The sequence below is a fragment of the Mycolicibacterium madagascariense genome (genome assembly GCF_010729665.1).
GTDB classification, from domain to species: Bacteria; Actinomycetota; Actinomycetes; order Mycobacteriales; family Mycobacteriaceae; genus Mycobacterium; species Mycobacterium madagascariense.
This window is the reverse complement of sequence record NZ_AP022610.1, coordinates 1,576,349-1,602,758: the sequence shown is the minus strand read 5'-3', so window position 1 is coordinate 1,602,758 and position 26,410 is coordinate 1,576,349. Positions and strand designations below refer to the sequence as shown.

Annotated in this window: 25 protein-coding genes; 9 read left to right on the top strand and 16 right to left on the bottom strand. The window is 69.8% G+C overall.

All coding sequences use genetic code 11. From position 1 onward, the window contains the following. Positions 1 to 10 precede the first annotated feature (10 nt). The gene (locus G6N60_RS07535; protein ID WP_163734724.1) at positions 11 to 970 is read left to right on the top strand and encodes a diacylglycerol/lipid kinase family protein; all 960 of its coding nucleotides are present in this window, start codon (positions 11 to 13) and stop codon (positions 968 to 970) included. Positions 971 to 1,227: 257 nt separating this feature from the next. Continuing rightward, a complete protein-coding gene (gene whiB1 / locus G6N60_RS07530; protein ID WP_003893300.1) occupies positions 1,228 to 1,482 on the top strand; it encodes a transcriptional regulator WhiB1 in 255 nt (84 codons plus the stop codon). A 91-nt stretch (positions 1,483 to 1,573) separates the two neighbouring features. Here the strand turns inward: whiB1 and G6N60_RS07525 are convergent, their stop codons facing one another. Together G6N60_RS07525 and G6N60_RS07520 are read right to left on the bottom strand one after the other, a co-directional pair. After that, positions 1,574 to 3,073 carry a two-component system sensor histidine kinase PdtaS gene (locus G6N60_RS07525; RefSeq protein WP_163734723.1) on the bottom strand — a complete coding sequence of 500 codons (1,500 nt, stop codon included), beginning with the start codon at positions 3,071 to 3,073 and terminating at the stop codon, positions 1,574 to 1,576. Positions 3,074 to 3,094: 21 nt separating this feature from the next. Further along, positions 3,095 to 3,310 carry a biotin/lipoyl-binding carrier protein gene (locus G6N60_RS07520; protein ID WP_163734721.1) on the bottom strand — a complete coding sequence of 72 codons (216 nt, stop codon included), beginning with the start codon at positions 3,308 to 3,310 and terminating at the stop codon, positions 3,095 to 3,097. A 120-nt stretch (positions 3,311 to 3,430) separates the two neighbouring features. Between G6N60_RS07520 and G6N60_RS29015 the strand changes: the two genes are divergently transcribed. After that, positions 3,431 to 3,523, top strand: coding sequence for a 50S ribosomal protein bL37 (locus tag G6N60_RS29015; protein ID WP_140691305.1), 93 nt, complete (start codon positions 3,431 to 3,433; stop codon positions 3,521 to 3,523). 60 nt (positions 3,524 to 3,583) lie between these two features. Here the strand turns inward: G6N60_RS29015 and rsrA are convergent, their stop codons facing one another. Further along, on the bottom strand, positions 3,584 to 3,898 hold the full coding sequence (rsrA, locus tag G6N60_RS07515; RefSeq protein WP_163734719.1) for a mycothiol system anti-sigma-R factor: 315 nt from the start codon (positions 3,896 to 3,898) through the stop codon (positions 3,584 to 3,586). Beyond that, positions 3,895 to 4,545 carry a sigma-70 family RNA polymerase sigma factor gene (locus tag G6N60_RS07510; RefSeq protein ID WP_170312587.1) on the bottom strand — a complete coding sequence of 217 codons (651 nt, stop codon included), beginning with the start codon at positions 4,543 to 4,545 and terminating at the stop codon, positions 3,895 to 3,897. Before G6N60_RS07510 ends, rsrA begins: the two co-directional genes overlap by 4 nt. 211 nt (positions 4,546 to 4,756) lie before the next feature. On the opposite strand from G6N60_RS07510, the gene G6N60_RS07505 reads away from it, so the two are divergent. Both G6N60_RS07505 and G6N60_RS07500 read left to right on the top strand, forming a co-directional pair. Continuing rightward, the gene (locus tag G6N60_RS07505; RefSeq protein ID WP_163734715.1) at positions 4,757 to 5,248 is read left to right on the top strand and encodes an aminoacyl-tRNA deacylase; all 492 of its coding nucleotides are present in this window, start codon (positions 4,757 to 4,759) and stop codon (positions 5,246 to 5,248) included. Between the two features lie 10 nt (positions 5,249 to 5,258). Continuing rightward, a complete protein-coding gene (locus G6N60_RS07500) occupies positions 5,259 to 6,107 on the top strand; it encodes an SDR family oxidoreductase (protein ID WP_163734688.1) in 849 nt (282 codons plus the stop codon). Between the two features lie 30 nt (positions 6,108 to 6,137). Here G6N60_RS07500 and G6N60_RS07495 read toward each other — a convergent pair whose 3' ends face one another. Both G6N60_RS07495 and G6N60_RS07490 read right to left on the bottom strand, forming a co-directional pair. After that, on the bottom strand, positions 6,138 to 7,646 hold the full coding sequence (locus G6N60_RS07495; RefSeq protein ID WP_163734685.1) for a DUF7782 domain-containing protein: 1,509 nt from the start codon (positions 7,644 to 7,646) through the stop codon (positions 6,138 to 6,140). Then, positions 7,643 to 8,395 carry an SOS response-associated peptidase gene (locus G6N60_RS07490; RefSeq protein ID WP_163734683.1) on the bottom strand — a complete coding sequence of 251 codons (753 nt, stop codon included), beginning with the start codon at positions 8,393 to 8,395 and terminating at the stop codon, positions 7,643 to 7,645. The genes G6N60_RS07495 and G6N60_RS07490 overlap by 4 nt, the downstream gene beginning before the upstream one ends. Positions 8,396 to 8,440: 45 nt before the next feature. Between G6N60_RS07490 and aroA the strand changes: the two genes are divergently transcribed. The 3 genes from aroA to G6N60_RS07475 all read left to right on the top strand — a co-directional run bounded on the left by aroA (position 8,441) and on the right by G6N60_RS07475 (position 11,640). Next, a complete protein-coding gene (gene aroA / locus G6N60_RS07485; protein WP_163734680.1) occupies positions 8,441 to 9,724 on the top strand; it encodes a 3-phosphoshikimate 1-carboxyvinyltransferase in 1,284 nt (427 codons plus the stop codon). Next, complete coding sequence (rsgA, locus tag G6N60_RS07480) at positions 9,721 to 10,713, top strand: ribosome small subunit-dependent GTPase A (RefSeq protein ID WP_163734677.1); 993 nt, start codon at positions 9,721 to 9,723, stop codon at positions 10,711 to 10,713. The genes aroA and rsgA overlap by 4 nt, the downstream gene beginning before the upstream one ends. Before the next feature lie 78 nt (positions 10,714 to 10,791). Next, positions 10,792 to 11,640, top strand: coding sequence for an aldo/keto reductase (locus G6N60_RS07475; RefSeq protein WP_163734674.1), 849 nt, complete (start codon positions 10,792 to 10,794; stop codon positions 11,638 to 11,640). Positions 11,641 to 11,710: 70 nt separating this feature from the next. Here the strand turns inward: G6N60_RS07475 and G6N60_RS07470 are convergent, their stop codons facing one another. The 4 genes from G6N60_RS07470 to G6N60_RS07455 all read right to left on the bottom strand — a co-directional run bounded on the left by G6N60_RS07470 (position 11,711) and on the right by G6N60_RS07455 (position 16,219). Then, the gene (locus G6N60_RS07470) at positions 11,711 to 12,934 is read right to left on the bottom strand and encodes a fatty acid desaturase family protein (protein ID WP_163734671.1); all 1,224 of its coding nucleotides are present in this window, start codon (positions 12,932 to 12,934) and stop codon (positions 11,711 to 11,713) included. A gap of 68 nt (positions 12,935 to 13,002) precedes the next feature. Next, complete coding sequence (locus G6N60_RS07465; protein WP_163734668.1) at positions 13,003 to 14,136, bottom strand: ferredoxin reductase; 1,134 nt, start codon at positions 14,134 to 14,136, stop codon at positions 13,003 to 13,005. A 105-nt stretch (positions 14,137 to 14,241) separates the two neighbouring features. Further along, positions 14,242 to 14,775: a DUF6912 family protein gene (locus G6N60_RS07460; protein WP_163743614.1), complete on the bottom strand. Its 534-nt coding sequence runs from the start codon at positions 14,773 to 14,775 to the stop codon at positions 14,242 to 14,244. A gap of 46 nt (positions 14,776 to 14,821) precedes the next feature. After that, entirely contained in the window at positions 14,822 to 16,219 is a 1,398-nt protein-coding gene (locus G6N60_RS07455; RefSeq protein ID WP_163734665.1) for a WS/DGAT/MGAT family O-acyltransferase, read from the bottom strand. Positions 16,220 to 16,330: 111 nt separating this feature from the next. Between G6N60_RS07455 and G6N60_RS07450 the strand changes: the two genes are divergently transcribed. Beyond that, positions 16,331 to 16,903, top strand: a complete 573-nt coding sequence (locus G6N60_RS07450; protein WP_220100360.1) for an Rv3235 family protein — start codon at positions 16,331 to 16,333, stop codon at positions 16,901 to 16,903. A 6-nt stretch (positions 16,904 to 16,909) separates the two neighbouring features. Here the strand turns inward: G6N60_RS07450 and secA are convergent, their stop codons facing one another. From secA to mtrB, 6 genes are all read right to left on the bottom strand, one after another. Further along, a complete protein-coding gene (secA, locus tag G6N60_RS07445; protein ID WP_163734661.1) occupies positions 16,910 to 19,759 on the bottom strand; it encodes a preprotein translocase subunit SecA in 2,850 nt (949 codons plus the stop codon). Positions 19,760 to 19,895: 136 nt separating this feature from the next. After that, positions 19,896 to 20,564 carry a ribosome hibernation-promoting factor, HPF/YfiA family gene (hpf, locus tag G6N60_RS07440; RefSeq protein WP_163734658.1) on the bottom strand — a complete coding sequence of 223 codons (669 nt, stop codon included), beginning with the start codon at positions 20,562 to 20,564 and terminating at the stop codon, positions 19,896 to 19,898. A 299-nt stretch (positions 20,565 to 20,863) separates the two neighbouring features. Beyond that, positions 20,864 to 21,487 carry a ComF family protein gene (locus G6N60_RS07435; RefSeq protein WP_163743610.1) on the bottom strand — a complete coding sequence of 208 codons (624 nt, stop codon included), beginning with the start codon at positions 21,485 to 21,487 and terminating at the stop codon, positions 20,864 to 20,866. A 37-nt stretch (positions 21,488 to 21,524) separates the two neighbouring features. Continuing rightward, entirely contained in the window at positions 21,525 to 22,931 is a 1,407-nt protein-coding gene (locus G6N60_RS07430) for an alpha/beta hydrolase (RefSeq protein ID WP_179969660.1), read from the bottom strand. A 22-nt stretch (positions 22,932 to 22,953) separates the two neighbouring features. After that, positions 22,954 to 24,723, bottom strand: coding sequence for an MtrAB system accessory lipoprotein LpqB (gene lpqB / locus G6N60_RS07425; protein WP_179969659.1), 1,770 nt, complete (start codon positions 24,721 to 24,723; stop codon positions 22,954 to 22,956). Then, positions 24,720 to 26,378, bottom strand: coding sequence for an MtrAB system histidine kinase MtrB (gene mtrB / locus G6N60_RS07420; protein ID WP_163734655.1), 1,659 nt, complete (start codon positions 26,376 to 26,378; stop codon positions 24,720 to 24,722). The genes lpqB and mtrB overlap by 4 nt, the downstream gene beginning before the upstream one ends. Between the last annotated feature and the right edge of the window lie 32 nt (positions 26,379 to 26,410).

Below are 26,410 nucleotides of genomic sequence, written 5' to 3'. Positions count from 1 at the left end.
GTTGGGCCCCGTGCGCGCCGTGCTGATCGTCAATCCGAACGCCACGTCGACGACGCCGGCCGGCCGGGACCTGCTCGCCCACGCGCTCGAGAGTCGGGTCACCCTCAGGGTCGCCCACACCGATCACCGCGGTCACGCCATCGAGATTGCCGGCGAGGCGGCCCGCGACGGCACCGACGTCGTCATCGTGCACGGGGGTGACGGCACCGTGAACGAGGTGGTCAACGGGATCCTCGGCGACTGCGGTCACGTACCGCCCCGCGACGGGCCCGCGGTCGGCGTGGTGCCCGGCGGTTCGGCCAACGTGTTCGCGCGGGCGCTGGGGATCAGCGCGGACCCGATCGTGGCGACGAATCAGCTGGTGGACCTGCTCGGCGCCTACCGGAGGGGCGTGCCGTGGCGCCGGATCGGGCTGATGGACTGCGGCGACCGGTGGGGCGTGTTCACTGCGGGCATGGGTGTCGACGGGGACGTGGTGGCGGCCGTCGAGGCGCAGCGCGAGAAGGGCCGCAAGGTCACCGCGTCGCGCTACATGCGGGTGGCCACGCGCGAAGTGCTGGCCAGCGCCCGCCGCGATCCGACGCTGACGCTGGAACTGCCGGGCCGGGACCCCGTCACCGGGGTGCACTTCGCCTTCGTGTCGAATTCGAGCCCGTGGACCTACGCCAACACGCGCCCGGTGTGGACGAATCCGGAGACGACCTTCGAGACGGGCCTCGGCGTGTTCGCGACGACCAGCATGAACGTGTGGGCGAATCTGCGTTTGGTGGCTCGGATGCTGTCGAAGAACCGGCGCATCGAGGCCAAGCACCTGGTGCGCGACGACGACGTGTTGTGGGTCCGGGTGATCGCCGACACGCCGACGGCGTGTCAGATCGACGGGGACTACGTCGGCGAGCGAAAGACCATGACGTTCACCTCGGTGCCGAATGCCCTGGCCGTGGTGGCCGCCCCACCAACACACGATTGACCGGCGAATGCGTCGCGATCTGGCACGAATCAAGGCACGAGTACGCCGAGTGTAGTACAACGGAATGAGGGGACGGCCAACCCGGTCCCACATCGAGAAGCCAGTGAGATTGCACACGTGTTAACGCGGCTCTATTGACATCTGTTCAGCCTGTGGAAGCATCGTTTGCAACAGTGCAGAAACATTTGGTTGCACGCGTTAACAGCCGAAGTAAAAGCTCGTGCGCCTTGCTGCGCACACGAAGAGGAGTTGTAACTATGGATTGGCGGCACAAGGCGGTCTGTCGTGACGAGGACCCGGAACTGTTCTTCCCCGTCGGGAACAGCGGTCCGGCACTCGCACAGATCGCTGACGCGAAGCTCGTCTGCAACCGTTGCCCGGTCACCACGGAGTGCCTGAGCTGGGCGTTGGAGTCCGGACAGGACGCAGGCGTGTGGGGCGGCATGAGCGAGGACGAGCGCCGCGCCCTCAAGCGTCGCAACGCGCGCACGAAGGCCCGCACCGGCGTCTAGCCGATCAACCGATCTTTCCGAAACGGCCCCGGAGGAATCCGGGGCCGTTTTCGTGCGCGACATGCGTCGTTACCGCTGGATGTCGGCCGCGTTACTGGGCGGAGCGGCCGCGGCGGCCGATCGGCACCCGCAGCACGACGTCGGTGCCGCCGGTCGGGACGGCGTGCATGCCCAGCGATCCGTCCAATTCGGCGGCGACGAGCGTCCGCACGATCTGCAGCCCGAGACTGTCCGACTTCTCCAGGCTGAAACCGTCGGGCAGACCGCGGCCGTCGTCGTGGACCACGACGTCGAGCCACCGCGACGAGCGTTCGGCACGGATCGTCACGCTGCCGTTGTCCGACGACGAGTCATAGGCATGCTCGATCGCGTTCTGCACCAGTTCGGTGATCACCATCACCAACGCGGTGGCGCGGTCGGCGTCCAGCACGCCCAGATCCCCCACCCGGTTGATGCGCACGGGCCTACCCACCGAGGCCACGTCGTTCATGATCGGCACGATCCGGTCCACGACCTCGTCGAGGTTGACCTCCTCGTCGACCGACATCGACAGCGCGTCGTGCACCAGCGCGATCGAGGAGACCCGTCGGACGGATTCGATGAGCGCGTCACGCCCCTCGGCGTTGTTGGTGCGCCGCGCCTGCAGCCGCAGCAGCGCCGCCACGGTCTGCAGGTTGTTCTTCACGCGGTGGTGGATCTCGCGGATGGTCGCATCCTTGGACAGCAGCGCCCGGTCGCGGCGCTTGACCTCGGTGACGTCGCGGATCAGCACGCCGGCGCCCGCCGCCGCGCCGTTGATCACCAGCGGGAGCGTGCGCAACAGCACCGCCGCTCCCCCCGCATCGACCTCCATGCGCATGCTGGACCCGCCCGACAGCGAGTCGCGGACGTGGTTCGCCAGCTCCTGGGCCTCGAACGCATCGGAGATCAGCGGCCGGGTGACCGTGACGAGGTTGTGCCCCTCCAACTCGGCGGTCAGCCCCATCCGGTGGTACGCCGAGATCGCGTTGGGGCTGGCGAAGCTGACACCGCCGGTGACGTCGAGCCGAATGAAGCCGTCGCCGACCCGCGGGCTGGACCGCGACATCGCGATGTCACCCACGTTCGGGAACGTGCCCTCCGACAGCATGTGCAGGAGGTCCGCCGCGCAGTCGAGGTACGCGCGCTCCAGCGGGCTGGCCTTGCGCCGGTCGGCGAGCGCGGTCTGATGCGTCAGCACCGCCACGACCTCGTTGCCGTGGCGCACGGGCACGGCCTCGACGTTGAGCCATTGGCTCAGCTCCGAATCGCCTTGCAGCGCATCGCTTTCGCGGCCGATGTGACCGGACTGGAACGCGGCCGCGACGACCGGCATGTCGCTGGCGGTATTGACCGTGCCCACTGCGTCGGCCAACAACACCGTCGGCGCCGTGTTCGGGCGGACCTGCGCGACGCACACCAGCGAGCCGTCGTCGTGGTGCACCCACATCAGGAAGTCGGCGAACGACAGGTCCGCGAGGAGCTGCCACTCGCCCACCACGGCGTGCAGATGGTCGACGGCGCTGCCCGGCAGCATGGTGTGCTCGGCGAGGAGGTCACCGAGGGTCGACATGGCGCAGGCGTGGCGGCGCGGCTAGCTGATGACGGCGATGAGGTCGCCGGCCTGGATGACGTCGCCGACGGACACGCTCACGGAGGTGACCGTGCCGGCCACCTCGGCCAGGACGGGGATCTCCATCTTCATCGACTCCAGGAGCACCAGGGTCTCCCCTTCACCGATGTGATCGCCCTCGCTCACCACGACCTCGAGCACACTGGCCACGATCTCAGCGCGAACATCCTCGGCCATCTTCACCCCAACTCGTCTCGGTGCCTGCAAGGTCTATCGAACCACACGGGCGGGATTGGAATGCAGTGGCGCGAGCGTGAGAGGATGACGGGTAAGCAATTGACTCACTGGAGGACCATCATGGCTAAGCGTGGCCGGAAGAAGCGCGACCGCAAGCACACCAAGGCGAACCACGGCAAGCGCCCCAACTGCGGCTCGAAGGCCGTCAAGTAGGTCCTGCGCCGGATACGCAGAAGGCCTTCACCCCGGGGTGAAGGCCTTCTTTCGTGCTGGCTAGCTGCTGATGATCGTGGTGCGGCTGATCTCGATGCGCAGCCGCGCCCGCAGGGATTCCGGCGCCCGGTCACCGCTGCACTTGGTGGCGATGAGCCGCTTGACCCGGTCCTCGATGCCGTACTGACGCAGGCACGTCGGGCACTCCTCGAGGTGCTGGCGCAGCTTGTCGCGGGTCTCCAGGGTGGGGCACTCGTTGTCGAGCAGCGTCCAGATCTCTGCGATCACCGAGGCGCATTCGGGGTGGTCGGGGTCGACGGGGCCGACCGGCGGGCGGAAGGTGTATTCGTCGGGGCGTACGGCGTCGTCGCTCACGAGGACACCTCCTCGGGCTCGTCGAGCCGCGGACCTCGGACGAAGCCGCGGTCCCTGGCGACGTCGGCAAGCAGTTCGCGGAGCTGCTTGCGTCCACGGTGCAGCCGGGACATCACCGTCCCGATGGGAGTGTCCATGATTTCGGCGATCTCCTTGTAGGGGAACCCTTCGACGTCGGCGTAGTAGACCGCCATCCGGAACTCCTCGGGCAGCGCCTGCAGCGCCGCCTTGATCTCGGTGTCCGGCAGGGCCTCCATCGCCTCCACCTCGGCCGAGCGCAACCCGGTCGACGTGTGCTGCGCATTGGCCGCCAGCTGCCAGTCGGTGATCTCCTCGGTGGGGTACTCAGCCGGCTGGCGCTGCTTCTTGCGATAGCTGTTGATGTAGGTGTTGGTCAGGATGCGGTAGAGCCACGCCTTGAGGTTGGTGCCCGCGCGGAACGAGCGGAACCCGGCGTAGGCCTTGACCATGGTCTCCTGCAGCAGGTCCTCCGCGTCCGCGGGGTTGCGCGTCATCCGCAGGGCGCCGCCGTACAGCTGATCGAGCAGCGGTATCGCGTCGCGCTCGAATCGTGCCGTGAGTTCGGCGTCGGTTTCCACGGCAGGATCTTCGGGCGCGGCGGCCACTGCACCGTCGAGGTCGGTCATCTGAATCGACACCGTCCCTTCTCTCGCGGCGCCGTCGAACGCGGCCGGCACGTAGACCGGGCGTTCCAGGCAGAGCGTTGGCACCGGGGTGTCTCCCTTCAGTGATCCTAGTGGTTGATCCCGACACGGTCGTCTTCGGCGACCCGTACCAGCTCACAACAGCAGGCACGGCCGCGGTTGTTCCCCGCGCGTTCGCCGCTATCGTGACCCGGTGCCCAGCGCAGCGACCCCGGCGATCGGCGTGCTCGTCGCCGCCGGCGTCGCCCACGAGGTGCTCCGCTACGAGCACGACCCGCGCACCGACGCCTTCGGCGACGAGGCCGTCGCCCACCTCGGCGCGAGTGCGGGCGTCAGCGCCGACCAGATCTTCAAGACGCTGGTCATCGCCATCCCGACGGGGCTCGCCGTCGCCTGCCTGCCGGTGCCCTACCAGCTGTCGCTCAAGGCGGCGGCCGCGGCGCTCGGCGTGTCGCGCGCCGAGATGGCCGACCGCAGCGCCGCCGAACGCTCCAGCGGATACGTCATCGGAGGCATCTCTCCCCTGGGCCAGCGCAAGCGGTTGCCGACCGTCGTCGACGACTCGGCGCTGGCGTGGGATCGCGTGCTCTGCAGCGCGGGAAAGCGCGGCCTCGAGGTGTCGCTGGCGCCGCAGGACCTCGTCCGTCTGACCAACGCGGTGACTGCCGACATCCTTGCTGTCTAGGGTGTGGACCATGTCGCTCAAGGGAAAGACCATGTTCATCTCCGGGGCCAGCCGCGGTATCGGGCTGGCGATCGCCAAGCGCGTCGCCGCCGACGGTGCCAACGTCGCGCTCGTCGCCAAGACCGCCGAGCCGCACCCCAAGCTCGACGGCACGATCTACACCGCAGCCAAGGAGATCGAGGCAGCCGGCGGGCAGGCGCTGCCCATCCTCGGCGACGTCCGCGACGGCGAATCGGTGCAGGCCGCCGTGGCGCAGGCCGTCGAACAGTTCGGCGGCATCGACATCTGCGTCAACAACGCCTCGGCCATCAACCTCGGGTCGATCACCGAGGTCCCCCTCAAGCGGTTCGACCTCATGAACGGCATCAACGTGCGCGGCACCTACGCCGTGTCGCAGGCCTGCATTCCGCACATGGTGGGCCGCGAGAACCCGCACATCCTCACGCTGTCACCGCCGATCCTGCTCGACCAGAAGTGGCTCAAGCCCACGGCGTACATGATGGCCAAGTACGGGATGACGCTGTGCGGCCTCGGCATGGCCGAGGAGCTGCGGGCCGACGGCATCGCGTCGAACACCCTGTGGCCGCGAACCATGGTCGCCACCGCGGCGGTGCAGAACCTGCTCGGCGGCGCCGAGGCGATGGCCCGCGCCCGCAAGCCCGAGGTCTACGCCGACGCGGCGTACGTCATCGTCACCAAGCCCGCGACCGAGTACACCGGCAACGCGGTGCTGTGCGAGGACGTCCTGGTGGAATCCGGCGTGACCGACCTGTCGGTCTACGACTGCGTACCCGGCTCGGAGTTGGGCGTCGACCTGTGGGTCGAGGACCCCAACCCGCCCGGCTACACCGGCCCCTAGCCGGTGACGCGGCGCGTGCCGATGAGCCAATCACGTTGCCTCGTAGAGGATTCCGCGTCCGATCGCCTCTCGTACGACCGGTAGCGCCGCCTCGGCCAGCGCATCGGCGTCCACGCCGTGATGGGCGGCCAACAGTTCGATGAGTGTGCCGAGCGGCACCTCCCCGCGGCAGCCCGCGAGCAGCGCGCGAGACACCTCGTCGACGCCGAGCACGGCGCCGGGGCCGCCGGGCCGCCGCACGGACGCGCCGACCACCTGCCAGCCGTCGGCCCCCGGCAGCGACTGCTCCTCCAGCAGCACCGGCGCCGTGGACAGCGTGGCGGCCAGCAGGGTCGCGTCGCCGGTGTCGTGCAGGTACTCCCGGCGGGCGAAGAACGCCTCGACCTCGGGTCCGGTCAGCCCCTCGTCCTCGCCGGTGATCTGCTCGAGCACCTGGTCGGGTGGGCGCGTCTCGCCGCGGCGCGGCGCCCGGACCGTGATCATGCCCATGCCGACGCCCGCCACGCCCTCGTCATCGAACCAGTCCAGCCACTGCCCACCGCGGCGGGCTGCGTCCTCGGGGCGCTCGCCGGCGTCGGAGGTCCACAGCGACACGTAGCTGATCGGGTCGGCGAACTCGCGCTGCACCGCCCACGCGTGCAGCCCGGTCCCCGCCAGCCAGCCGTGCACCCGGTCGCGCCAGTCCTCCCCGCGGCGGACGATCCAGTTGGCCATCACCTGGGCGGTGCCACCGGGCTCGAGGTAGTCGCCGACCTCTTCAATCACCCTCTGCGACAACGCATCTCCGACCATCCCGGAGTCACGGTAGAGGTAGTCGAGGGCGCCCGTGCCGACCACGAACGGCGGGTTGGACACGACCAGGTCGAAGCGTTCACCCGCGACCGGCTCGAACAGGCTGCCGCGACGCAGATCCCACCGCAGGCCGTTGAGCCGCGCGGTCGCCGCCGCGAGCGCCAGCGCCCGTTCGTTGGTGTCGGTGGCGACGACCTCCTCGCAGTGCGCCGACAGGTGCACCGCCTGGACGCCGGAGCCGGTGCCGACGTCCAGCGCGCGCCCGACCGGGGACCGCACCACGGCGTAGGCCAGCGTCACCGACGCGCCGCCGATGCCGAGGACGTGATCGTGCTGCACGGGCCCCTGGCGCATCGCGGCATCCTGATCGGACACCACCAGGAAGTCCCGCACCCCGTCACCGTGCGGGCGGACGTCGAGCAGTGCGCGCAGCGAACCCCCGTCGGCCCGCTCGACGACGCCGTTGGCCAGCAGCGCGTCGACACCCACCGTGGGCAGCGCCAGCGCGACCCGGTTCGTCGGTTCGTCGGTGCCGAGCAGGAACAGCCGCACCAGCACCGCCAGCCGCAGGTCGGCCGGCGTGGCCCGGGCGGTGGCCCGCAGCGCCGACCACTGCAACCCGCGACTGAACGCCGCATTGGCATCGGCGCCGAGCAGACGCGCTACGCCGTCGGTGGTGTACCCGGCGCTGCGCAGATCCACGGCCAGCGCATCGACGACACCGGCCGCGTGGAGCGGATGGTTCACAGCAGCGTGGCCTGTTCGGGTTCCGGCTCGGCGGGTTCGATCAGCTCGGGACCGTTGTTGCGGACGCTGTTCACCAGGCGGGACACCTGGCGGACTGCGATGCGGTCGAGGTCGCCGTGACCCTTCAGCAGCCCGTCGTCGACGGGGGCGTCGGGGTCGAGCCAGCGGTCCCAGTCCCGCTCGCTGATCGTCAGCGGCATGCGGTCGTGGATCTCGGCCAGCGGGCCCGCCGCCTCGGTCGTGATGATGGTGCAGCTCATCAGCGGCGGGGCGTCCCTCGGTGCATCCTTGGGCCGCCAGGTCGACCACAGACCGGCCATGAACAACAGCTCGGCGTCCTCGCCGTACATGTAGAACGGCGTCTTGGCGCCCTTCTCGCCGCGCCACTCATACCAGCCGTCCATGGGGACCAGGCAGCGCTTGCCCTTGGCCGAGGCGCGGAACGCCGACGACGTCGTGACGGTCTCGGCGCGGGCGTTGATCAGCAGTGGACCCTTGGTGTCGGGGCCACCGTCGGGCCCGGTCTTCGCCCACGACGGCACCAGACCCCACCGCATCGACCGCACCCGCCGCGTCGGCTCGTCCTCCGGCTCGGCGTGCCGCCTGACCACCGAGGTGATGGTCGTCGTCGGCGCCACGTTGAAGTTCGGCTCCACCGGCTTCTGCTCGGCCGCCGTCGCCTCGTCGAGCGCCTTGATCTTCTCTGCGAGCAGCGCCGGATCGGTCGTCACCGCGAATCGCCCACACATGCCACCCATGGTGGCAGAAGGGGCCGACAGGGCAGGATGGACGCCATGCAGAACTGGCAGGCGCCGTCGACGACGACGCCCGTGCACGCCGACGTCGAGGTGCCCGGCTCCAAGTCTCAGACCAACCGCGCGCTGGTGCTGGCCGCGCTGGCCACGCCGCACGGCACCTCGACCGTCACCGGCGCGCTGCGCAGCCGCGACACCGACCTGATGATCGATGCGCTGCGGACCCTCGGCGTGACGCTCGACGGCGACGGCACCGAGCTGACGGTCAGCGGCACGATCGCCCCGGCGCCCGACGCCCGCGTCGACTGCGGCCTCGCGGGGACGGTGTTGCGCTTCGTCCCTCCGGTCGCCGCGCTCGGTGGGCAGGCCGTCACGTTCGACGGCGACGAGCAGGCCCGCGCCCGCCCGATCGCTCCCCTGCTCGACGGTCTGCGCGGCCTCGGCGTCGCGGTCGACGGCGACGCGATGCCATTCCTGGTGCACGGCAAGGGTTCGGTGGCCGGGGGCACGGTGCACATCGACGCGTCGGCGTCGTCGCAGTTCGTCTCGGGGCTGCTGCTGTCGGGTGCGACCTTCGACGACGGTCTGACCGTGGTGCACACCGGGGAGTCCGTGCCGTCGGCGCCGCACGTCGCGATGACGGTGTCGATGCTGCGCGACGCCGGCGTCGTCGTCGACGACTCCGAGCACAACCGCTGGCGCGTCCGGCCCGGTCCCATCGCCGCGCGACACTGGGCCATCGAGCCCGACCTGTCCAACGCCGTGCCGTTCCTGGCCGCCGCGATCGTCACCGCGGGGACCGTGCGCATCGGCCGATGGCCGCGGGTCAGCGTGCAGCCCGCCGACACGATCATCGACCTGCTCGCCACCGTGGGAGCGACTGTGCGTCAAGGAGATTCGCACCTCGGCGTGACCGGCCCGGCGAGCTACCACGGCTTCGACGCCGACCTCCACGCGGTGGGCGAACTGGCCCCGTCGATGGCGGCGCTCGCCGCGCTGGCCACCCCGGGATCGGTGTCGCACCTGACCGGCATCGCGCACCTGCGGGGCCACGAGACCGACCGCCTGGCGGCGCTCACCGCCGAGATCAACGGTCTCGGTGGGGATTGCGTGGAGACCGCGGACGGCCTGACGATCACCGCGACGACGCTGCATGGCGGGGTCTGGCGCTCCTATGCCGACCACCGGATGGCGACCGCGGGCGCGATCGTCGGCCTGCGGGTGCCGGGCGTCGAGGTGCAGGACATCGGCACGACCGCCAAGACACTGCCCGACTTCCCCGGCATGTGGGCCGCGATGCTGCGCCCGCGAGCAGGCGCTTGAGACCCGGTGACTACCTGGACGAATCCGACGTCCGGGTGCGCTCGGGCCGAGGTTCGCGACCGCGGACCAAGACCCGCCCCGAGCACGCCGACGCCAAGGCCGCCATGGTCGTCACCGTCGACCGCGGCCGGTGGGGCTGCGCGCTCGGCGGCGATCCCGACCATCGCGTCACCGCGATGCGCGCCCGCGAATTGGGGCGCACGCCCATCGTCGTCGGCGACGAGGTCGACGTCGTCGGCGACCTCACCGGCACCCCCGACACCCTGGCCCGCATCGTGCGGCGCGGGGAGCGGCGAACGGTGTTGCGGCGCACCGCCGATGACACCGATCCGACCGAGCGCGTGGTCGTCGCCAACGCCGATCAGCTGTTGATCGTGGTCGCGCTGGCCGATCCCCCGCCGCGCACCGGCTTCGTCGAGCGATCGCTGATCGCGGCCTACACCGGCGGCCTGGTGCCGATCCTGTGCCTGACGAAGTCCGACCTCGCGCCCCCGGAACCGTTCGCCGCGCAGTTCGCCGGACTCGACCTGCAGGTCGTGTCCGCGGGCCGCGACGACGACCTCGACACGGTGGTGCACCTGCTCGAGGGGAAGTCGACGGTGCTGGTGGGCCATTCCGGGGTCGGCAAGTCGACGATGGTGAATCGCCTGGTGCCCCATGCTCATCGCGCGGTCGGGGTGGTGTCCGGCGTCGGCAAGGGCAAGCACACCTCGACGCAGTCGGTCGCGTTGCCGCTGCACGGTTCGGGCTGGGTGATCGACACCCCGGGCATCCGGTCCTTCGGCCTCGCCCACATCGCCCCGGCCAACGTCATGATGGCCTTCTCCGACCTCGCCGAGGCCATCGAGCACTGCCCGCGCGGATGCGGCCACATGGGACCGCCCGCCGACCCGGACTGCGCACTCGACGAGCTCACCGGTCACGCGGCCGACCGTGTCGTGGCGGCGCGCCGTCTCCTGACCGCGATGGGCGAGGACGACCGCGGGTAGCACCGGCGCGTCGCCGCCGTTTGCGTCCCGTGCGGACTGGGCACGCTGCCAACGCTGAACGGACAAGGAGAGCAATTCATGAGCCAGATACCGACGATCGAACTGACCAGCGGCAACTCGATCCCGCAGCTCGGGTTCGGGGTCTACCAGATCGATCCCGACGAGACCGCAGGCGCCGTCAAGACCGCGCTGGACATCGGGTACCGCCACATCGACACCGCCGAGATGTACCAGAACGAGGCGGGCGTCGGGCAGGGCATCCGCGACTCCGGCATCGACCGCGCCGACGTCTTCATCACCAGCAAGTTGAACAACGGCTTCCACGAACCCGACGCGGCGCGCAAGGCCTTCGACGAGACGCTGAGCAAGCTCGGGTTCGACTACGTCGACCTGTTCCTCATCCACTGGCCGCTGCCGACCCGCTACGGCGGCGACTTCGTCTCGACGTGGCAGACGCTCGAGGAGTTCCGCCGCGACGGCCGCGCCAAGAGCATCGGCGTGTCCAACTTCCAGGTGCACCACCTCGAGCGGCTGGCCACCCAGAGCGACACCGTTCCCGCCGTCAACCAGATCGAGGTCCACCCGTACTTCGTCAACGAGGAGGTCCGCGCGTACTGCGCCGAGCACGACATCGCCGTCGAGGCATGGTCGCCGATCGCGCAGGGCAAGGTGCTCGACGACCCCGTCGTGACGCAGATCGCCGAAGCGGCGGGCCGGACGCCGGCCCAGGTGGTGTTGCGCTGGCACATCCAGCGCGGTGACATCGTGTTCCCGAAGTCCGTGACGCCCAAGCGAATCGAGGAGAACTACGCGCTGTTCGACTTCGAGCTGAGCCAGCACGACGTCGACGCGCTGACCGCACTCGACAGGGGCGAGGACGGACGCACGGGGCCCAACCCCGACACGTTCGACTACATCCCCGACTGACCCCGACCGCGAAACTGCGGGGAGATCACGGATTCGTCTGGAACCGTGATCTCCCCGCAGTTTCGGCGGCTTAGGTGCGTGGCGTCCGACGCTTGGCGCGGACGGCCGCGATGGCGGACTTCAGCCCGCGGCGTTCACCGGGTTCGAGCCCGTCGAACATTCGCTCGCTGCGCGTCTCCGGCGCATCGTCGCGGGTGTCCTTTAGATACTTGTCCGGCAACGACAACTTGGCGATGGTCCGCCACGTCTTGCCGTACTGCACCGCGAAATTGCCCGTCGTGTAGGGCAGGTCGTACTTGTCGCAGATCTGCCGCACGCGCACACCGATCTCGTGCAACCGGTTGCTGGGCAGATCCGGGTACAGGTGGTGCTCGATCTGGTGGCACAGGTTGCCGCTCATGAAGCGCAGCGCCGGGCCCGCCTCGAAGTTCGCGCTCCCCAACATCTGGCGCAGATACCACTGACCCCTGGTCTCGCCCACCATGTCGGTCTTCGTGAACTTCTCCGCGCCGTCGGGGAAGTGCCCGCAGAAGATCACCGCGTTGGCCCAGACGTTGCGGATCACGTTCGCGATCGCATTGGCCTTCAGCGTCGACCCGTAGGTGGCCGCCGGCGACAGCGACGTCAACGCCGGGTAGGCGACGTAGTCCTTGACGATCTGGTGGCCCGCCTTGACGCCGAACTCCCGCACGCGGATCAGCGTCGAGGCGCGGTCGTCGCCGCCCTTGGCGATCTTGCCGAGTTCCAGGTGCTGCAGCCCGACACCCCACTCGAAGCCGATCGCCAGGAGCGTGTTGAAGAGCAGGTTGCCGTAGAGGTTGAACGGCTTCCACTTCGCATCACGGGTGACGCGGATGACGCCGTAGCCGACGTCGTCGTCCATCCCGAGGATGTTGGTGTACTTGTGATGCATGAAGTTGTGGGTGAACCGCCAGTGCTTGGACGACCCACTCATGTCCCACTCCCACGTCGAGGAGTGAATCTCGGGATCGTTCATCCAATCCCACTGGCCGTGCATGACGTTGTGGCCGATCTCCATGTTCTCGATGATCTTGGCCACGCCGAGGGACACCGTCCCCGCCCACCACGCCGAGCGCTTGGAGCCGGCGGCCAGCAGAAGTCGGCCCGTCACCTCGAGCGCGCGCTGGGCGGCGATGGTGCGCCGGATGTACTTCGAGTCGCGTTCCCCGCGGGAGTCTTCGATGTCAAGGCGGATCGCATCGAGTTCGTTGCCCAGATTCTCGATGTCCGCGTCCGTCAGATGTGCGAATTCCGGTACGTCTGTGATTGCCATCGGTCAGCCTCCTTTCATTGATTACTCTACGGTAACCTACGTTCCCGTAGGTTACTAGTCAGTAAACCTCAGACATCGAGCACGCAATCGCCGGACGCTGCGGAAACGCACGTCTGCACCCGGCTCCCCGGCTCGTGTTCGACACCCGTCCGCAGATCCCGGACGTGGCCTTCGAGCAGGCCGACGACGCAGGACTGGCAGATGCCCATCCGGCAGCCGAACGGCATCCGGACCCCCGCCTGCTCGCCGGCATCCATCAGCGACGTGGCGGCGTCCACCGTGGCGCTCCTGCCGCTGCGCTCGAACGTCACCGTGCCGCCGGTGCCGTGCGCGGCCGCACGCGACGCGGCGAACCGCTCGAGGTGCAACCGCTCGGACCGACCCGAGGCCGACCACAGCCGCTGCGCGTCGTCGAGCATGCCCTCCGGTCCGCACGCCCACGTCTGACGGTCACGCCAGTCGGGCACGGTCTGATCGAGCTGGGACAGGTCGAGCCTGCCCTCGGTCCGGGTCGCCCGCACGGTCAGCCGGTAGCCGTCATGGACCTCGTGCAACCGGGACAGCTCGTCGGCGAACATGACGTCGGAGTCGGTCGGCGCCGAGTGGACGTGCACCACGTCGCCGATCTGATCGCGGCGGGCCAGCGTGCGCAGCATCGACATCACCGGCGTGATGCCCGATCCCGCGGTGAGGAACAGGACCGACGCCGGCGCCGGGTCGGGCATCACGAAGTTGCCCTGCGGCGCGGCCAGCCGCACGATCGTGCCCGGCGTGACGCCACCGACCAGATGGCTGGACAGGAAGCCCTCCGGCATCGCCTTGACCGTGATGGTGATGGTGCGCGATCCCCCGGTGATCGGAGCCGAGGTCAGCGAGTAGGACCGCCATCGCCACCGGCCGTCCATCAGCACGCCGATCCCGATGTACTGACCCGGCTCGTAGTCGAAGCGGAAACCCCACCCCGGCTTGATCACCAGCGTCGCGGAGTCGACCGTCTCTCGGCGAACCTCCACCACGCGGCCCCGCAGTTCGCGCGCCGACCACAGCGGGTTCGCCAGCTTGAGGTAGTCGTCGGGCAGCAGGGGCGTCGTGATGCGGCCGGCGATCGTGCGCAGCGCCTGCCAACCGGGATTGCGGCTGGCGACGGCGGGCCGGATGGTGTCAGCCACGTTCGCCGCAATCTTGACCTCGTTCTTGGCCACGACAGCTCCTGACGTCCTCGCCCCGATGTCCGTACTCCGGGCCGAGATCTGGGACCCGCGGAGTCAACCTACGGTACCGTAACTTACGAGACCGTATCCAGTCCGTCACAGCAGCTCCAGCAGGAATGGCAGTTCCTGGGTGGCGTACCAGGCGAGGTCGTGATCCATGGCGTCACCGACGGTGAGTTCGGCGTCCTCGTCGCCCAGGTCGGCCAGGTCGACGACGTCCATCGCCGCCGCCACGGCCGGCTCCGCGGTGGCGTTGTCGACGTAGGCCGCGACCACGTCGCCGAACCCGATCGGGCCCGATAGCCGCACCACGGCGTCGTCGAGGTCGGGCCTCGACGTCGCCCCCTCCACGTCGGCGACGAGCACCGCGCGACGCAGCGGCAACTCCCCGGACTCGATTCCCCGGTCGCTGCGCTCCTGCTCGTCGGACTCGGCGGCCAGCAGCCGCAGCGACGCCAACGCCGCCTCCCGCAGCGCGACCTCGGATAGCTCGTCGTCGTCGCCCTCGGCGTAGGACTCCCGCAGGGTCGGCGTCACGGCGAACGCCGTCCCACTCAGCGCGTGCAATGACTGATCGGCGACCAGGCGCTGCAGCATGGCCAGAGTCGCGGGGATGTAGACACGCACCAGGTGAAGGGTACTGGTCGCCGAAGGACCGGTGGCAGCGGCGACGACGCTACTGCGCGGCCTCGAGCAGCTCGTCGAGCGACTCGCGCAGCAGCGTGGGCAGCATGTCGACGTCGCTCATCGCGTCGCGGTCGGCGTTGATGCCGAAGTACAGCATGCCGTTGTAGGACGTCACCCCGACCGCGAGCACCTGCTTGTTCAGCAGCGGCGGCACCGAATACGTCTCCAACAGCTTGGTGCCCGCCACGTACATCTGCTTCTGCGCGCCGGGCACGTTGGTGATCAGCAGGTTGAACTGCCGGGCCGAGAAACTGGTGGCGACCCGAGTTCCCATGGCGTGCAACGTCGGTGGCGCGAAACCCGACAGCGTGACGATGGTCCGCGCGTCGACCAGGCTGGCCGCCGTCGAATGGGACTCGGTGGCGTGGGCGATTTGCGAGAGCCGCACCACCGCGTTGCCCTCACCCGTCGGCAGATCCACCAGGAAGGGCGACACCTCGCTGATCGCCTGGCCGGGCCCCGTCACGTCGAGCTCGGCCTCCGGGTAGACCGACATGGGCACCATCGCCCGGACCGTCGACGTCGACGTGACCGGCTCACCGCGCGACAGCAACCAGTTGCGCAGCGCCCCGGCGATCACCGCCAGGATGACGTCGTTGACGTCGCAGTCATAGCGCGCCCGCAACCCGCGGTAGTCCTCGAGCCGGTGACTGGCGACCGTGAACCGCCGGTTGCGCGACACGGTCGTGTTGAGCGGACTGTTCGGAGCGGTCCCCCTGGCCAACGTCTTGACGACGTCGGCGAACCGGCGGCCGGCATCGAGGAGCTGGCCCGTCTCGGTGACGGCCGCGCGGACCGCCGCCAGCTGGCCCCCCGGCCGGGCGACGAACTCGCCGAGGGCGCCCACCGCCAGGCGGGCGTCGCTCGGTTCGCGCGCGGGGATCCAGATGTCCTCGCCGAACTCCGGTGACTTCTGCGTGCGATCGGCGATGACGTGCCCGATCTCCAACGCCGACATGCCGTTGACCAATGCCTGGTGCGACTTCGTGTAGATCGCGAGACGGTTCTTCGCCAGCCCCTCGACGAGGTACATCTCCCACAGCGGACGGGACTTGTCCAGTGGCCGTGAGCCGAGCCGGGCGACCAGATCGTGCAACTGGGCATCGCTGCCGGGAGACGGCAACGCCGAGCGGCGGATGTGATAGGTGATGTCGAATTCGCGGTCGTCGATCCACACCGGCCGGGCCAACCCGAGGGCCACCTCGCGCACCTTCTGCCGGTATCGCGGAATCTGCGGCAACCGTTGCTCGACGGTGGCGAGCAACGTCTCATAACTGAGGCCGCTGCGGGGTCTGCGCAGGATCGCCAGCGAACCCACGTACATCGGCGTCGAGGTGTTCTCCAGCTGGTAGAACGAGGCGTCGCTCGCCGACAGTCTCGTCACCATGACAGCACGAACCCCTCCCCGCCCATCGTCTGAACTCCGTCACGGTAACCGGCGAATCTGGGACGCCGCACTACGGGTGCTCAGGCTCACCCGCCGACCGTGGGATCATCGATGGGTCAGCCACTCTCCAGCAGACGCCCCCTCCGACTCGAACCGCTGGAGAACCCCGTGCCCCCACCGCATCCCCCGGCCCACCGCACGTCCTCCATCTCGCCGGTCATCGACTACGAACCGCCGCCGGTGGGCGCGCCCGCGCACGGACCGTGCCCGACCCCGTCCCCCGCCGCCATGCGACGGCCCACGGTGCGGACGCTGCGACCGGCCCCCGCCGCGGCCACCCCGCGCCGGGCCGAACCGCCGCTCCCCCGCGCCGCGGCGGTCTTCGCCGACACCGCGCTACGCCGGGTGCTTGAAGTGACCAACCGGCGCCGACCCGTCGCACAGCTGCGCCCGCTCCTGGTACCGGGCCTCTACGACGCGGTCGCGTCGATGGTGGCCCATGCGCCGCCGGGCGCCGCGGTCCTGCAGCGGATCCGGCTGCGTCCCGCGTACACCGTCGACGGCGAGACGCGGGCCGCCGAGGTCTTCGCGACCTACACGCGCGGACCGCGCACACGGGCCATCGCGGGTCGCGTCGAGCTGCTCGAGGGGCAGTGGAAGGTGACCGCGCTCCAGATCGGCTGAGGTCTACTACCCGCGGCGCGCCTTGGACGCGCTCCGGCTCTGCTTGCGCGCCGCCTCCCGACGTTCGCGCCGCGTCCCGCCGCCACCGGCGGCATGCCTGCCGCCACCACCGCCGTCGCGCTGCACCTCGGTCGACCCGTCCTCGGCCGGCCCGGAGTACGTCATCGGGCGCGACTGCTCCTCGTCGATGCCCTTCACGCGCAACGCCGGGGCGGGTTGCGGCGTCCGCTCCTGCGTGGCGACGGAGCCGTCGGCGTCGCCCTGGCGGGCACGTGCGGCGGCCTCCGCGGCGAACTGGGCCAGGTTGGGCGGCGCGGCGGTGGCGCCGACCTGCGAGGCGGGCGGGGGCGCCGCCGCCTGCACCTGGGCGTTGAACAGCAGCCCGACCGACTCCTCCTTCAGACCGTCGAGCATGCCCATGAACATGTCGTAGCCCTCGCGCTGGTACTCGACCAGCGGGTCGCGCTGCGCCATCGCGCGCAGCCCGATGCCCTCCTTGAGGTAGTCCATCTCGTAGAGGTGCTCGCGCCACTTGCGGTCGATCGTGGTGAGCAGCACGCTTCGCTCGAGCTGGCGCATGGCACCCTCGCCGCCGAGTTCGGTCAGCTCGGCCTCGCGCTCGGCGTAGGCCCGTCGGGCGTCGGCCAGCAGCGCCTCGCGCAGCTCGTCGCGCGTCAGCTCGCCCTCCTCGCCGACGGCGCCGGAGTCGATGAGGTCGCGGTGGTCGATGCCGACCGGGTAGAGCATCTTGAGCGCATCCCACAGCGCCGCGAGATCCCAGTCCTCGGCGTAGCCCTCGGCGGTGGCACCGTCGACGTAGGCCGTGATGACGTCCTCGATCATCTGCTTGGCCTGCTCCTGGACCTCTTCGCCCTCGAGGATCAGTCGGCGTTCGGCGTAGATGACCTTGCGCTGCTGGTTCATCACCTCGTCGTACTTCAGGACGTTCTTGCGGACCTCGAAGTTCTGCTGCTCGACCTGCGTCTGTGCGCTCTTGATGGCCCTGGTCACCATGTTGGCCTCGATCGGCACGTCCTCCGGCAGGTTCAGCCGGGTCAGCAGCGACTCCAGGGTGGCGCCGTTGAATCGGCGCATGAGTTCGTCGCCGAGTGACAGGTAGAACCGCGATTCGCCGGGATCGCCCTGGCGCCCGGAGCGACCGCGCAGCTGGTTGTCGATGCGGCGGGATTCGTGGCGCTCGGTGCCCAGCACGTAGAGTCCGCCGACCTCGCGGACCTCCTTGGCCTCCGCCTCGGCTTCGGCCTTGACCTGTGCCAGGACGCCGTCCCAGGCGGCCTCGTACTCGTCGGGCGTCTCGACCGGATCGAGGCCGCGGGCGCGCAGCCGCTTGTCGGCGAGGAAGTCGACGTTGCCGCCGAGCACGATGTCGGTACCGCGGCCCGCCATGTTGGTGGCGACGGTGACGGCGTTGCGCCGGCCCGCCTCGGCGATGATGTTCGCCTCCTGCTCGTGGTACTTCGCGTTGAGCACGTTGTGCGGGATGCGGCGCTTGGTGAACTGCTTGGACAGGTACTCCGAGCGTTCGACGCTGGTGGTGCCGATGAGGACCGGCTGCCCCTTCTCGTAGCGCTCGCCGACGTCGTCGACGACGGCGATGTACTTGGCTTCCTCGGTCTTGTAGATGAGGTCGGTCTGGTCGGTGCGGATCATCTCCCGGTTCGTCGGGATGGGCACCACGCCGAGGCCGTAGATCTCGTGCAGCTCGGCGGCCTCGGTCTGGGCGGTGCCGGTCATGCCTGCGAGCTTGTCGTAGAGGCGGAAGTAGTTCTGCAGGGTGATCGTGGCCAGGGTCTGGTTCTCGGCCTTGATCTCGACGTGCTCCTTGGCCTCGATGGCCTGGTGCATGCCCTCGTTGTAGCGGCGGCCCACCAGCACGCGCCCGGTGAACTCGTCGACGATGACGACCTCGCCGTCGCGGACGATGTAGTCCTTGTCGCGGGCGAACAGCTCCTTGGCCTTCAACGCGTTGTTGAGGTAGCTGACCAGGGGCGAGTTGGCGGCCTCGTAGAGATTGTCGATGCCGAGCTGGTCCTCGACGAACTCGACGCCGATCTCGTGCACGCCGACCGTGCGCTTGCGGATGTCCACCTCGTAGTGGACGTCCTTCTCCATCAGCGGCGCCAGCCGGGCGAACTCGACGTACCAGTTCGACGCGCCGTCGGCGGGGCCGGAGATGATGAGCGGGGTGCGGGCCTCGTCGATGAGGATCGAGTCGACCTCGTCGACGATGGCGTAGTTGTGGCCGCGCTGCACCATGTCCTCGACGGTGTGGGCCATGTTGTCGCGCAGGTAGTCGAAGCCGAACTCGTTGTTGGTGCCGTAGGTGATGTCGGCGGCGTAGGCCACCCGGCGCTCGTCGGGCGTCATCTGCCCGAGGATGACGCCGACCTCGAGGCCGAGGAAGCGGTGCACGCGGCCCATCCACTCGCTGTCGCGCTTGGCCAGGTAGTCGTTGACGGTGACGACGTGAACTCCGTTGCCGGACAACGCATTCAGATACGCGGGGAGCACACAGGTCAGGGTCTTGCCCTCACCGGTCTTCATCTCGGCGACGTTGCCGTAGTGCAGCGCCGCGCCACCCATGATCTGGACGTCGAACGGCCGCTGGTTCAGCACCCGCCAGGCGGCCTCCCTGGCGACGGCGAAGGCCTCGGGCAGGATGTCGTCGAGCGTCTCGCCGCCGGCGACCCGCTTCTTGAACTCCTCGGTCTTGGCGCGCAGTTCGTCGTCGGACAGCTTCTCGACGTCGTCGGACAGGGTGTTGACATACTCAGCCACCCTCTTGAGACGCTTGACCATGCGGCCTTCGCCGAGACGGAGCAACTTCGACAGCACGCTAATTTCCCCTAAGCCTGGATGGGGCCTCGATGGCCTAAGAATCCCTTCAAACGAGGTCCATCGTAGGTGACAGCCGGACTGGCCAGGTCGAAGTGTGCACGGGCCAGCCCGGCCGTCACGTCGGACGAGCCGCTCAGGCCAGCCGGATCAGCCCGTAGTCGTAGGCGTGGCGCCGGTAGACCACGGTGGGCTTGTCGGTCTCCTGGTCGTGGAACAGGAAGAAGTCGTGACCGACCAGTTCCATCTCGTAGAGCGCGTCGTCGACCTTCATCGGCGTGGCGGTGTGCTCCTTGGTGCGCACGATGCGGCCCGGTTCGTGATCCTCGGGCGCCACGGCCTCCTCGACGGAGGGCGTCGGCGCGGGGTCGAACGGCGGGGTGATCGCGGTGGCCTCGGCCAGCGACACGGGCGTCTTGTCGCCGTAGTGGATCTTGCGGCGGTCCTTGGCGCGGCGCAGCCGGTTCTCGAGTTTGCTCACCGCCGACTCGAGCGCGGCGTAGAAACTGTCGGCACACGCCTCGCCGCGTGCGACGGGGCCCTTCCCGCGCGCGGTGATCTCGACGTGCTGACAGTTCTTGCGCTGACGGCGGTTGCGTTCGTGGTCGAGTTCGACGTCGAACAGGTAGATGGTGCGGTCGAAGCGCTCCAGACGGGCCAGCTTCTCCGAAACGTAGGTGCGGAAGTGATCGGGTACTTCGACGTTGCGGCCCTTGACGACGACCTCGGCCCTCGGCGCATCGTGCGGTTCGTCGGGCTGGTCCATCACGGTCGAACGGGTAGCGTCCACGGATTGCATTGACATACTTGGCATCTCGTTTCCTCGTCGGCTTGAACCGGGGAAGCGCGCGGAAGGCGCGCGCAGCGGGTATGGAAGACGCCGAGGCCACCCGGATGTCGTCGGCCCGCGGCGCAAGGTGTCGAGTGCTCACCTCCTATCGCTCGTCTGGCGACGTGGCGCCGGTGTTCTCGACGCCGCCGTGAGTCATTCACGGGTGGTTGGCCCTGACGGTAGTCCGTGTTCACCTGCCCGTGCCACCCATTCGGCGCACGATTTTCCCGGTCGAGGCGGCGTCGTGACCCCGGCGTCACCGTCGGGGCGCGTCAGGCGTGCGCGATGGCGAGCATCGCAGCAACCCGGCTCCCGGCAGTTTGCAGCACGCGTACCGCTTCGCTGCCCGTCGCGCCGGTGGTCACGACGTCGTCGAGCAGCAGCACCTCCCCCGGCACCGCGTGGCGCAGCAGCACCCGGCCCGCGACGTTGCGCACGCGCTGATCCGGCGTCAGCCCCACCGAGTCCCTGGTGAACGCCCGCAGTCGCAGGGCGGGATCGACGCCGACGTGCGCACCCGCCGCGGCCCGCGCGATGGCGGTGACCGGATCTCCGCCGCGCCGCCGCGCCGAGGTCCACTTCGTCGGCGCGGGCACCACCGTCAGGGGCGCCTCGACGATGCCCCAGTCGAGCAGGCGGGTGACCGCCGCACCGACCGCCACCGACAGCGGCCCGATCAGATCGGTGCGGCCGTGCTCCTTCATCGCCAGGATCGCGGCACGGCGCGGCCCGGCGTAGCGGCCCAGGGACAGCACCGGGACGCCGGGGTCCAGGCGCGGCGTGATCACCACGGGGTGATCCGACGAGACGGCCAGCGCGCAGGCGCACGTGGGACACCACCGCGTCGCGGGCGCACCGCAGCCGCCGCACTCGCGCGGCAGGACGAGGTCGAGCAGCACGCGGGCAGTCTGCCGCGACCGACCGACAGGGCCGTCAGCTGGTGGTCGGAGGCACGCCCGGCAGCGGGATCTGGGGTACGTCGGGGGTGCCGAGGCGGCCCGCCAGCCACGGCAGGGCATGGCGCAGGGCCTGGCCGCCCGACGGCCAGTCGTGATTGCTGGGGATGCTCACCACCGAGCAGTCGATACCGTTGCTGCTTGCCACGGCGCACAGGTAGTTCGCGATGGTCGGGCGATCGCTGGGATACGGCCGCGGCCCCGGGTCGCGGGCCCCGTGGCTCTGCCCGGCGCGGTAGATGGTCGGGATGTCGTCGGAGACGTTGATCCAGCCCGCCGTCGGCGGATAGGGCCCGTGTGCCGCCATCACCATGGCCGGATCGAACGACCGGAAGGCGTCGGCGTTGCCGCCGAACAGCGTGTCGATCGTGTCCTGCTCCGACTCGCCCGCGTTGGGAAAGGCGTCGCCGTCGATGTCGAGGAAGGCGCTGAACAGTTGCGGGTCGCGGGCCGTCAGCGTGATGGCGCACGTGCCGCCCATCGACCAGCCGGCGATGCCCCACCCGGTGCGATCCGGGCTGGTGCCGAACGTCGACACCACGGTGGGGATGATCTCCTTCGTCAGGTGGTCGGCGGCGTGGCCGCGCGGCCCGTTGACGCACTCGGTGTCGTTGGCGAAGCTCCCGGACGCGTCGGGGAAGACGAACACCGGCGCGAACCCGGAGTGGTCCTTGGCGAAGTCGTCGATGACCTGCTTGGCCCCGCCCGAGCGGAACCAGTCCTCCGGCGTCCCCAGTTGACCGCCGATCATCATCACGGCGGGCAAGACCGGCGACGGATCGGCGGTGAACCAGGCCGGCGGCAGGTAGACCAGCTCTTCGCGGTGCCAGAACCCCGACGCGGTGTCGGGCGTGGTGATCCTGACGATGGCGCCGCCGTCGGGCGGCTTCTGGCCGCGCGCCCGCATCGCCATCGCGGCCGACAGGCTGACCTCGCCGGGCAGCGGTTTGCCCGTCACCTGATCCCAGCCGCTCTGGACCGTGGGCACGTAGCCGGTCCAGACGTTGAGCGCCAGTGCGACGCACAGCAGCGCCGCGGGCACCGACACCACCGAGACCGTGCGGCGCCACCACGAGGTGCGACGCCAGCCGAGGACGAGCACGGCGATCGCGAACCCGCTGAGCGCCGTCCACGCCCAGAACGCGACCGGTGCGGAACGGTCCCCGGAGATGCGGGTCACCGCGAAGTACGCATACGTTGCTGCTGCGGCGAGCACACCGATCGCGGCCGCCACGGGCACCCCCAGCAGGCGCCACCGCCGCGTGCGCCATCCCACGGCGATCACCAGCAGCGCCGCCGCGACCAGCTGCAGCGCGATCGGCAGCCATCCGGTCAGGAGTGAGACGCCACCGGCATCCCAGGCCCCCTCCGCAGTTAGCCGCATGGTTGCCACCGTACCGACGTGGTCAGCCGGGCAGCACCGGTGTCGCGCCCGCCACCATGAGGGGGCGCACCTCGGCCCACATCAGGTCGTTCTCGGCCGCCGACCCCGAAAGTTGAAGCACGCCACGCTGATCCGCGACGTACAGCGTCGACGGGTTGGCCGCGACCGTCGACACGGGCGCCAGCAGGTTCTGGCTCGGGCCGTCGGAGTTCACCCCGTCGAGGTTGACGTAGGACACCGGATGCTGCGGATCGGTGCGACTGACGACGATGTCGTCGCCGGTGCGCCACGACAGCGACACCGCGGTCTCCCCCAACCCGAAGCCGAGCCGCCGGGGATAGGTCAGCGCGTAGAGCCCACTCTGGGTTTGCTCGACCGCGGCGAGGATGACCTCGCCGTTGATGACCATCGCCGCGCGGGTGCCGTCGCGGGAGAGCTGCAGCTCGGAGATCGGACCGGGGAACTTCGTGGACACCGCGGTGGTGTCGACGGGGATGCGGGCGGGCTGCCCGGACACCGCCTCCTGGATCACGCGCACGACGTTGTTGCCGTCGACCACCACCCAGATCGCGTCGTCGAGCGACCAGCTGGGCCGCGACAGCGTGCGACCGTCGATGGCCTGGGAGGCGTCCATCCCGACCTGACCGATCCACAGCGACGACGCCATGTCCGGCGCCCCCGGTCGCAGGGTGACCACCGACGCCGCCTCCTGCCCGCTGCGCGACAGGGTGGCGGCCGTCTGCCCCGGCATGTCGCCGAACGATCCGGGCACCTTGGGCGCCTGCTGACCGTCGAGGGCGACCAGCGATCCGTTGAGCAGGGCGTGCAGCCCGGCGGCCGCCCCGGGATCGGCGCCGGGATCGGTCGCCGCGACGTCGGAGGTGTTCCATCCCTCGGCGAAGCGGTCGTCGAGCGCGGCCCCGTCGGCGTTGATGACGTAGGGGCCGTTGACGCCGGCCCGGGACAGCGTCCAGATGATCTGTGCGGCGAGCAGCTGTCGGGAGTGCGGATCGGTGGTGGACAGGTCCTCCAGCTCGATGCGTGCGCCGCCGTACCCGCGGCCCACGCCGGTCTTGCCGCCGTCGGCACGGGTCACCGGGCCCCGCAGCCGCAGTGGGGGGCCCAGCAGGTTGCGGACCGTGTTGGCCATCTCGGGACGCGGCCCCGCGACGAGCTTGCTGACCAGTTCGGTGGCGAGTTGGTCGGGATCGGACACCGCGACGTAGCGCGGGTCGGGGACGACGGTCTTGCCGGTCGGATCGACGAAGTACAGCGTGTTGCGCTTGTAGGTGGCCTGGAACTGCTGCCAGTCGAGGAACACGCCGTTGGGCAGCTTGTCGATGCGCCACCCACCGGGCGTCTTCACCAGCTCGATGGGACCGGGGTCGGGCAGTGCGCCGTCGGCGGTCTCGAACACCCCCATGTCCGACAGCGAGCCGAGGATGTCGGCCTTCATGGTCACCGAAACCCGATCGGGCCCACGGGTTTCCACGAACACCACCCGGTCGATCAGCAGCGCGCTCCCCGCGTCGTCCCAGCCGGCGGACGCCGATTCGGTGAGGAACTGCCGGGCGGCCAGGTGCCGGTTCGCAGGATCGGCGGTGGCCTTGAGGAATTCGCGCAACAGGACGTCGGGGTCCATGTCGGGCGTCGGGGTGGGCAGGCTCGGCGGGGCGGGCCGGTCCATGGTGCCAAGCGCCTGCGGCGCGGAGGAACTCGGTACTCCCGCGCACCCGGCGAGCACCAGGACGATGGCCAGCAGCAGCGCGACCACCGCCGACGGGCGTCTCACGTGCGCTCCCCCGCGGGTTCGCGTTCCCGGACCGGGCTGCGCTGCGGGCGGTCGGGCCCAATGGGCTTGAGCGGCAACGGACTTGCCGTCACCTTGTGACCCCGGACCAACGGCAGCGTGAGCCGGAAGCACGCGCCCTTGCCCGGTTCGCCCCATGCTTCGAGTCTGCCCTGGTGCAGCCGGGCGTCCTCGATCGAGATCGCGAGCCCCAGCCCGGTGCCCCCGGAGCGGCGCACCCGCGAGGGGTCCGAACGCCAGAACCGGCTGAACACCAGCTTCTCCTCGCCGGGGCGCAGCCCGACGCCGTAGTCGCGCACCGTGACCGCGACGGTGTCCTCGTCGGCGGCCATCCGGATGCGGACGGGTTTGCGCTCGGCGTGGTCGATGGCGTTGGCGATCAGGTTGCGCAGGATGCGCTCCACGCGGCGCGCGTCGACCTCGGCGATGACGGCCTCGGCCGGCATGTCCACGATCAGGTCGACCGACGCGTCCTTGGCCAGGTGCCCGACGTTCTCCAGCGCGCTCTCCACCGTCAGCCGCAGGTCCTCGGATTCGACCGACAGCTCCGCGACGCCCGCGTCGTGCCGGGAGATCTCGAGCAGGTCGCTCAGCAGCGTCTCGAACCGGTCCAGCTCGCTGACCATCAGCTCGGTGGCGCGCTGCAGCGCAGGCTCGAGGTCCTCGCTGTGGTCGTAGATGAGGTCGGCCGCCATGCGCACCGTCGTCAGCGGCGTCCGCAGCTCGTGGCTGACGTCGGAGGTGAAGCGCCGCTGCAGGTTTCCGAATTCCTCCAGCTGGGTGATCTGCCGCGACAGGCTCTCGGCCATGTCGTTGAACGACACCGCCAGACGCGCCATGTCGTCCTCGCCGCGTACCGGCATGCGTTCGGTCAGGTGGCCCTCGGCGAACCGCTCGGCGATGCGCGAGGCCGACCGCACCGGCAGCACGATCTGGCGGGCGACCAGCAGGGCGATCGCGGCGAGCAGGCCGAGCAGCACGATGCCGCCGGTGGCCATCGTCCCGCGCACCAGCGCGATGGTGCTCTCCTCGTTGTTCAACGGAAAGATCAGGTACAGCTCGAGATTGGTGACCGGCGACGACGACGGGGTCGTGGGACTGCCCACGATCAGCGCCGGGCCCGAGAAGCCGTCGGTGGTGACCGTCGCGTACTGGTAACTGACCTGACCGGCCTTCACGAAGTCGCGCAGGGCGGTCGGCACCTGCTGCACCGGTCCCGCCGACGTCGCCGCCCGCGGCCCGTCGCCGGGCACCACCAACACGGCGTCGAACGCGCCCGCGAGGCCGGCGCCCGAGTCCGCCTTGCGGTCGACGAGGGTGTTCCTGGCGAGTTGCAGGCTGCTGTCGAGCGACCGGGTCTCTTCGCCGCCGACGATCCCGCTGACCGTGGTCCGTGCCCGCTCGATTTCCTCGGTCGCGGCCCGCACCTTGGTCTCGAGGATGCGGTCGGTGATCTGACTGGTCAGCACGAAGCCGAGGACGAGGATGACGGCGAGCGACAACCCGATGGTCAGGGTGACCACGCGCAGTTGCAGCGACCGCCGCCACGCGAAGCTGAGCGCGCGGCTCAACGTGCCGAGGCCCCGCAGCATGGGCGCCGAGCGACTACGGATGCGGCGGCGGGACCCCCAGATCACGACGACCGCCGGGCGGTCGCCCTCAGGGCGTC